Below are 6,356 nucleotides of genomic sequence, written 5' to 3'. Positions count from 1 at the left end.
CGGCATCGTCGCCTGGCACGCCAGCCGATTGAACAACGGGCTGCTGGAAGGGATCAACTCCCTCGTGCAAGCCGCCAAGGCCCGCGCCCGCGGCTACCGCAACAAACACAACATGATCACCATGATCTATCTCATTGCCGGTGACCTCACCCTGCCCACCGTCCCGGTGAGCACCCCCGCCACGGCCGACGGACCGTGTGCATGGTGACGGCCGAATCCTTGGTCGTCATCCACAGTGACGATCGACGGCCAGATGCGTTGGCCCCAACACGAATTGACCCCTGCCGGATCCGCTCGTGGTAGGCAAGGCTGGTGAACCATGACTGTCGACCGCCGCGGTGATCGTCGCCCGAACCGCCGAGCTGGCCGAGGACCATCTCGACGCTGGGACGCTGCACTGCCCACAATGCGCCGGCCGCCTCGCAAAATGGGGGTTTGGACGGCGCCGCACGATCCGCTCCCACGGCGCGACAACGGTGACGCTGCGACCACGACGGGTGCGCTGCTCGGACTGCGAATCCACCCACATCGTGTTGCCGACGGCATTCCAGGCCCGCCGTGCCGACACCACCGAGGTGATTGGGCAGGCACTGCTGCACAAGGCCAACGGACTGGGCTACCGGAGCATCGCCGCCCGCCTCCGTCGACCCGAGTCGACCGTGCGGCGCTGGCTGCGCCGCGCCACACCCAAACACATGCACTGGATGTACCAGCGTGGGGTCCAGCGGCTGGTCCAGGTAGCTCCCGACCCTTCCGCTGAGCTGCGATTCGTCGGCAACCAACTCCGTGACACCTTGTCGATGCTCGCGGCCGCCGCTCGCTGGGACCGCGATCGGCTCGGCTTTACCGACCCGCCTTGGACGATGGTCGGCATCTACACCCTGGGCAGGCTGCTCGCCCCGCGGGACTGATCCCGCCACTTCCCCGGGTGCATCGACCCCGGGGGGCCTCGCCGTGCCGGCACCTCGCACGCCGCGTCGATCCTGACCGCCAACCCTTTCGTCGTCACCAACAACGCCGGATCGCGGCATCATCACGGCCACGACCGCGTCACCTCGCCGAGCACCGCGTCACCCTGCCCAAGAACGGCCAGAAACTCGTCGTCGATCACCGTGACGCCGTCATCGTCATCCTCAGCGACGGCCAACAAACACCGTCGCTGACGTCGTGCGCCATGGTCACGGTCCTAGAGATTGGGGGTGATCATTTCCTGTCTCGAAACCGGCGGCGTAGTTTCCAGGCTCTTCGGATCTTGCCGGGGTGCCAGTTTCCACGCTCAGGTTGATTCGCCGAGGTCTCCTGAGTAGCGCAGCGAATCTGGTCCCTGCCGAAGTAGGTTGCTCACCCACGTTGGGCCCGCGCTGTAGGGGGTTCGGCGCGGTGTAGGGCCTGGTACACCGTGGTGCGGGCGAGCCCGCGAGCGTCGGAAATCATCTTGCTGAACCGCAGTCAGATTCGCTGCCAGCGCCGAGCGCCATCGCCGTTGCAGGCTGGCTTGATGGACCGGGGGCACGGCGGATTGGACCGGTCAGTCCGCCGTGCCCGACCGATCACGGTTCTACGAGTGGGAAGTCGATCTCGGTGTGCGCCACGTTGTTGAAGTAGTTGGTCAGCACGTTGAGTGCGACATGGCCTATCACCTCAGCGATCTCGGTGTCGCTGGCGCCTGCTCGGCGAACGGCTTCGCGATCAGCATCATCGATCTGGCCGCGCTGTTCGTTTACCGCCACGGCGAAGGCAAGTATCGCAGCGGTTTTCGGGTCGTCGGCGTCGGCCTTGCGGGCCGCCCCGACCTGTTCGGAGCTCAGCCCGGCAATGCGCTGGCCGGTGTAGCTGTGCGCTGACAGGCAGTAGGAGCAACCATTAGATTGCGCGACAGCGATGGCCAGACGTTCCCGGGTAGCGACCGGAAGCGCACCGCTTTCCAGGCTGGCCACCAAGCCCAGGTACCCCCGAAGCAGCGCCGGGCTGTTGGCCATCGCCCGAGTCAGATTGGGAACAGCGCCAAGTGTTCGTTTCGCCGCCGACAGCGCCTCGGCCTGATCGGTCGTCGCGTTCGCGTCGGTGACGAGGGGCATGATGCTCATATTTCCTCCACTATCCGGAATCGTTTGGACCTCGCCGCGGTTCCATATCGGCGGGGCTAGTGTTCAGACATCGCAATGCCGTGCCGTGTTACAACCGGAGGTAACCAACTTCGTGGAGCGAGGATTCGAGACACCCGTGGCGGCACGCGCTGCACGCTTGCGCACCGTTGTCGACGATCGGTGGGCCACCGACGAGGACCTGATCGCGGCGCTTCGGGCGGGTGACAAGGACGCGTTTCGGGCCCTCGTCGATACGCTGCATGCGCCGCTAGTGCGGCTGGCGCGGATGTATGTGTCCACCGCCACCGCGGAGGACGCCGTGCAAGACACCTGGGTGTCGGTGGTACGTTCCATCGGCTCCTTTGAGGGCCGTGCGAGCCTGAAGACCTGGGTGTTTCGGGTGATGCTGAACCGGGTGCGCACACTGGCCCGCAGGGATGCAAAAACGGTGCCGTTCGCCACCGCGGGATTCGAGTCGGAGCCCGGTCCTTCGGTCGATCCGCGGCGGCTCGTTCATCCCGACCTCGGCGCGCACCACTGGGTCGGCGTGCCGGCCCGCTGGGATCTACTGCCCGAGCAGCAGCTGGTGTCGGCCGAGGTGCGCTCGGTGATCGCTGACGCCCTGCAGAAAGTACCGAACGCCCAACGTGAGGTGCTGACCATGCGTGACATCGAAGGGTGGTCGAGCGAGGAAACCTGCGATGCACTTGGCATCTCGGCGGTGAACCAGCGGGTACTGCTACATCGGGGCCGTGCCAGCCTACGCGTCGTATTGGAGGACTATCTCAATGACTAACGACGATTTCATCACCAACGAATTGCGGATCACCTGCTCGGACGCGGTGGCGCTGGTCACCGACTATCTGGAGGACGCGCTCGAAGAGGCAGATCTGCACCGATTCGAGCAGCACCTCGGTGGGTGCGAGGCCTGCCGGGTGTACGTCGACCAGATCCGCCGAACCGTGTGGATCGCCGCTGCGGCGCGCGATGAATCGGTGGAGGTACGGCCGGCGAACCTCGATGCGCTGATGGCGGAATTTGAGCGACTCAACCGGGACTGAGACTCGTTGTAACACCTGGCCCGCTGCGCGAGTCGATACCTGCGACGGCCGCGAACCCGCGGCCCACCAGGAAGGAAATCGTCATGACCCGCAACCAAATTTTTGCCTACGCGTCCGCGGCCATCTATTTCGCCGCCGGAATCATCGGCTTCGCGGTGACCGGCTTCACCAGCGAACACCACACGAAGGTCCTGATCCTCGCCGTCAACCCCATGCACAACATCGTGCACCTGGTGTTGGGGGCGGCGTGGCTGGGCGCTGCACTGATGCCCTCGATCACCCGTATTGCCAACGTGGTTCTCGGCATCGGCCTGCTGGCCGCATTCGTGCTCGGAGTCTCGGGTGTGTTGGGCTTCCTCAACATTCATTCGATCGGCGAACCCGACAACTACCTGCATCTCGTGTACGGCGCCTTGAGCATCCTCGTCGGCTGGAAACTCACCGACACCGCTAGCCGTGCCCGCGCCCCGCGCATGAACCAGGTCATCGCCAGCAATCGGTGAAGCGACGATGGCCACGATGTCTGTGTGACCCAGCTCGGCTGCCCGGCCCCGCCCAGTGTCGGCGGGGCCGGGCAGCCAAGGGAGTGGGCGGGTGCCGAGCCCATGAGCCTCCCCGGTGGGTGTGGTGCCGTATGCGCCAGGTCGCCAAACGTGTACGGGCAGCTTGTTGAACTGCGTTGACAGCTAAGACCAGGTCGGGCGTGGGCGCTTCGGTGCGACCAGCCCCATTCTGCACTGGGTGCAGCCCGGGGGTGAGCCGCGAAGCCGAGGCCCGAGCCCGGCGCCCGCGCGCGCTCAGCTCGGCCGGCGTGCCACAAAGACGAAAAAGTGGGCGTCCGGCGCCGCCGTGTGGCCGTCCGCTCCAATTGCGTGAACGTCCGCGAAGCCGGCCTCATCGAGCATCGCCGCGAACTGCGCCTGGGTCCACCAGTGGCGCACCCAGTCCCGCTCGAGCGTCTCGGTGGTGCCGTCGGCGGCGACCCGCTCAAGACGCAGGGTGCTGCGATGGCTGCGGGCCTCGGGGTCGATGGCCATCGCCATCACGCGCACGCGCAGGGTCGCGCCATCCGGCCCCGGCGTCTCGCGCGTGATCGGTGACCGAAGGTCCGGGTCTGGCACCTCGAGCGGGATCAGCACGCGCCCGCCCGGCTCGAGGTGCGCCGCCATGGCGTCGAGGGCGCGTCGGGCGTCCTCGTCGCTGGTGAGCAATGTGAAGCTCGCGCCGGCCAGGAAGATCGCGTGGTAGCGGTAAGGCAGGTCGAGGTCCTGCATACGCTGCTCGAACAGCGTTACGTCGAGACCCCGGCGTGCGGCCTCGGCATGGCAGCGCGCGAGCATGTCGGCAGAGGCGTCGACCCCGTGCACGTCGTAGCCCCGCGCGAGCAGCTCGAGCAGGGGCAGGCCCGAGCCGCAGCAGAGCTCGAGGGCGGGGGCACCCGCGGCATCCAGGAAGCACACGTAATCGTCGGCCTTCGCGTGCTCGCTCGCCAGCGGCTCATAGAGGTCGGCCACCAGCCCCGAGTAGAACAGGGCCGGGTCGCGGTCGGTGCCGCGCTTCGCGCTCATGAGTCGAAGCCCGTCGAGCGGATGCCGACCGGCGCCGAGCCGACGTCGCACCGCGGCGGCGCTGCGCTCACGCGCGTGGGAGTTGCGGAGTGCACGAGGCGGCCCAGGCGGTTTCGTAGCCCGCTGGCGAGCACCAGGTCGCGCACACCGATGCCGGCGATGCGCGCATCGGGTATGGGTTCGTTGGTCTCGCTCACGGCGGCGAGTGTAGGCGATGCTGACGCGCCGACCTTCAGGTTCGTGGTGGGTTCCTAGCCGAGCGCCGCAGGACCACCACCGAACTCACGACCCGGGCGAATCAGTCCGTGGAATATGCGCGATGCGTGCGAGGAGGCTTACCGGTCCACTCGTTGCCTCCGCCCCCGATCGCCGTTGTCGCCTTCTCGGCGGTGGCATCGACGGTGCGCCTTGGAGCAAACCGTATATATCGAATCCTCCTCTCCGCGGGCGATTAGGGTACCGGTGCGGTGTAACGCTGTGGGGTATCGCGGCGTCTGAACATTACTCGCCACGCTTTCGGCGGCGAGATCCCGTTCAGATCAACCGACAGAAAGAAAACCCATGAGCACTCCGTCTATCACTTCACCCACCCTCGTCAACACCGCCGGCGCGAGCGGCTTCGCCCTCGACGGCTTTGATCCCGTCGCTTTCTTCACCGACCAGCAGCCGGTGAACGGTGATCCCGCCATCACGGCGAAGCATCAGGGTGCCGTGTATATGTTCGCCACCAAGGAGCACCAGCAGACGTTCGAGGCGGACCCGGGAAAATATGCCCCGCAATATGGAGGGTTTTGCGCTTTCGGCGTCTCGGTGGGCGCGTTGTTCCCGGTGGACATCATCAACACCTGGCAGGTGCGCGACGGCAAACTGACAGTGATCTTGAACACGGAGCTTCGAAAGGAGTTCGACAAGGACTATGAGCAAAACGTGGCCAAGGCGGACAACAACTGGCCGGGCTTGGTCAGCGAGCACAGCAAGTAACTACAGAACCGCAGGGCGAACTAAGCCGTCATCTACGTGTGTCAACGCCGGATACGGCGGAACCGACCGCCGAGAGCCGGGCGAACATCTGTCGCTATGGCCGGCAACTGCTGGGTGCCCGCCCTCCTAAGTGCGGCACGGGCTGTTCGGTCCCGCCCGGCCCCCGTCGGCCGGGCGGGAGCTCGTCTCGAATCTAGATCTAGCTAGAGGCACCTCAACTGGATATTACGGTCGGCGGGAGCCAGTGTTCCGCTGCCTGGTGAGCCACTGTTCCGGTCGGGACTGGGCCACCGTGACGCTGCGGGCTGAGCCGTGGCGCTGTTGGGGGCGGGCGGCGGTGCGCCACCCGCCCCGTTAGCGCTGGTCAGTTGATCTGGTTGAAGTGTTTGCGCATGGAATCGTCGCAGTTAAGGACGGTGGCGTGCGCGTTGGTGGTGATCCGGTCGACGATAGCGTCGGCGAGGATCTTCTCGTCCATTCGGTCGTGCCACTGGCCGGGCGGTAGCTGTGTGCAGTAGATCGTCGACGCGGTTGTTGCGCGTCGCTGATGTTGCACATGGTGGCGTCGTTGCCGTTGAGGCTGGTTCGGCGTGAATTAGCCCCGCTCGATCGTGTCGAGCGGGGCTGTCGGTGGTCGGGGTGTCGTGCCGATTGTCAGG

The 6,356-nt window shown here is 65.9% G+C and carries 10 protein-coding genes; 6 read left to right on the top strand and 4 right to left on the bottom strand.

The features are described from left to right. Both WA944_RS11620 and WA944_RS11615 read left to right on the top strand, forming a co-directional pair. Nucleotides 1-208 (top strand): transposase (locus WA944_RS11620; RefSeq protein ID WP_526646971.1); only part of this gene is annotated, 208 nt, incomplete at its 5' end. A gap of 130 nt (nt 209-338) precedes the next feature. After that, nucleotides 339-911, top strand: a complete 573-nt coding sequence (locus tag WA944_RS11615; RefSeq protein WP_526608862.1) for a DUF6431 domain-containing protein — start codon at nt 339-341, stop codon at nt 909-911. Nucleotides 912-1,550: 639 nt separating this feature from the next. Here the strand turns inward: WA944_RS11615 and WA944_RS11610 are convergent. Continuing rightward, a complete protein-coding gene (locus WA944_RS11610) occupies nt 1,551-2,078 on the bottom strand; it encodes a carboxymuconolactone decarboxylase family protein (protein WP_526646970.1) in 528 nt (175 codons plus the stop codon). On the opposite strand from WA944_RS11610, the gene WA944_RS11605 reads away from it, so the two are divergent. The 3 genes from WA944_RS11605 (at nt 2,077) to WA944_RS11595 (ending at nt 3,651) form a co-directional block, all read left to right on the top strand. After that, nucleotides 2,077-2,883: an RNA polymerase sigma factor gene (locus tag WA944_RS11605; protein WP_526368890.1), complete on the top strand. Its 807-nt coding sequence runs from the start codon at nt 2,077-2,079 to the stop codon at nt 2,881-2,883. The genes WA944_RS11610 and WA944_RS11605 overlap by 2 nt on opposite strands. Continuing rightward, nucleotides 2,876-3,148, top strand: coding sequence for an anti-sigma factor family protein (locus WA944_RS11600; RefSeq protein ID WP_526368888.1), 273 nt, complete (start codon nt 2,876-2,878; stop codon nt 3,146-3,148). Before WA944_RS11605 ends, WA944_RS11600 begins: the two co-directional genes overlap by 8 nt. 83 nt (nt 3,149-3,231) lie before the next feature. Continuing rightward, nucleotides 3,232-3,651: a DUF4383 domain-containing protein gene (locus tag WA944_RS11595; RefSeq protein WP_526368886.1), complete on the top strand. Its 420-nt coding sequence runs from the start codon at nt 3,232-3,234 to the stop codon at nt 3,649-3,651. Nucleotides 3,652-3,945: 294 nt separating this feature from the next. Here the strand turns inward: WA944_RS11595 and WA944_RS11590 are convergent, their stop codons facing one another. Both WA944_RS11590 and WA944_RS11585 read right to left on the bottom strand, forming a co-directional pair. Continuing rightward, nucleotides 3,946-4,716 (bottom strand): class I SAM-dependent DNA methyltransferase, encoded by a 771-nt coding sequence (locus tag WA944_RS11590; protein WP_526368884.1) that lies wholly within the window; start codon nt 4,714-4,716, stop codon nt 3,946-3,948. Next, complete coding sequence (locus WA944_RS11585) at nt 4,713-4,913, bottom strand: hypothetical protein (RefSeq protein WP_526368882.1); 201 nt, start codon at nt 4,911-4,913, stop codon at nt 4,713-4,715. Before WA944_RS11585 ends, WA944_RS11590 begins: the two co-directional genes overlap by 4 nt. 364 nt (nt 4,914-5,277) lie before the next feature. Between WA944_RS11585 and WA944_RS11580 the strand changes: the two genes are divergently transcribed. Then, nucleotides 5,278-5,697: a YHS domain-containing (seleno)protein gene (locus tag WA944_RS11580; protein ID WP_526368880.1), complete on the top strand. Its 420-nt coding sequence runs from the start codon at nt 5,278-5,280 to the stop codon at nt 5,695-5,697. A 364-nt stretch (nt 5,698-6,061) separates the two neighbouring features. On the opposite strand, the gene WA944_RS11575 is transcribed toward WA944_RS11580, so the two are convergent. Next, nucleotides 6,062-6,253 carry an ATP-binding protein gene (locus WA944_RS11575; protein ID WP_526368878.1) on the bottom strand — a complete coding sequence of 64 codons (192 nt, stop codon included), beginning with the start codon at nt 6,251-6,253 and terminating at the stop codon, nt 6,062-6,064. Nucleotides 6,254-6,356 lie beyond the last annotated feature (103 nt).

Source organism: Mycobacterium sp., assembly GCF_049683355.1.
Taxonomy (GTDB): Bacteria; Actinomycetota; Actinomycetes; order Mycobacteriales; family Mycobacteriaceae; genus Mycobacterium.
Note: the sequence above shows the minus strand (reverse complement) of the source record. Positions and strands in the feature narration are given on the sequence as shown.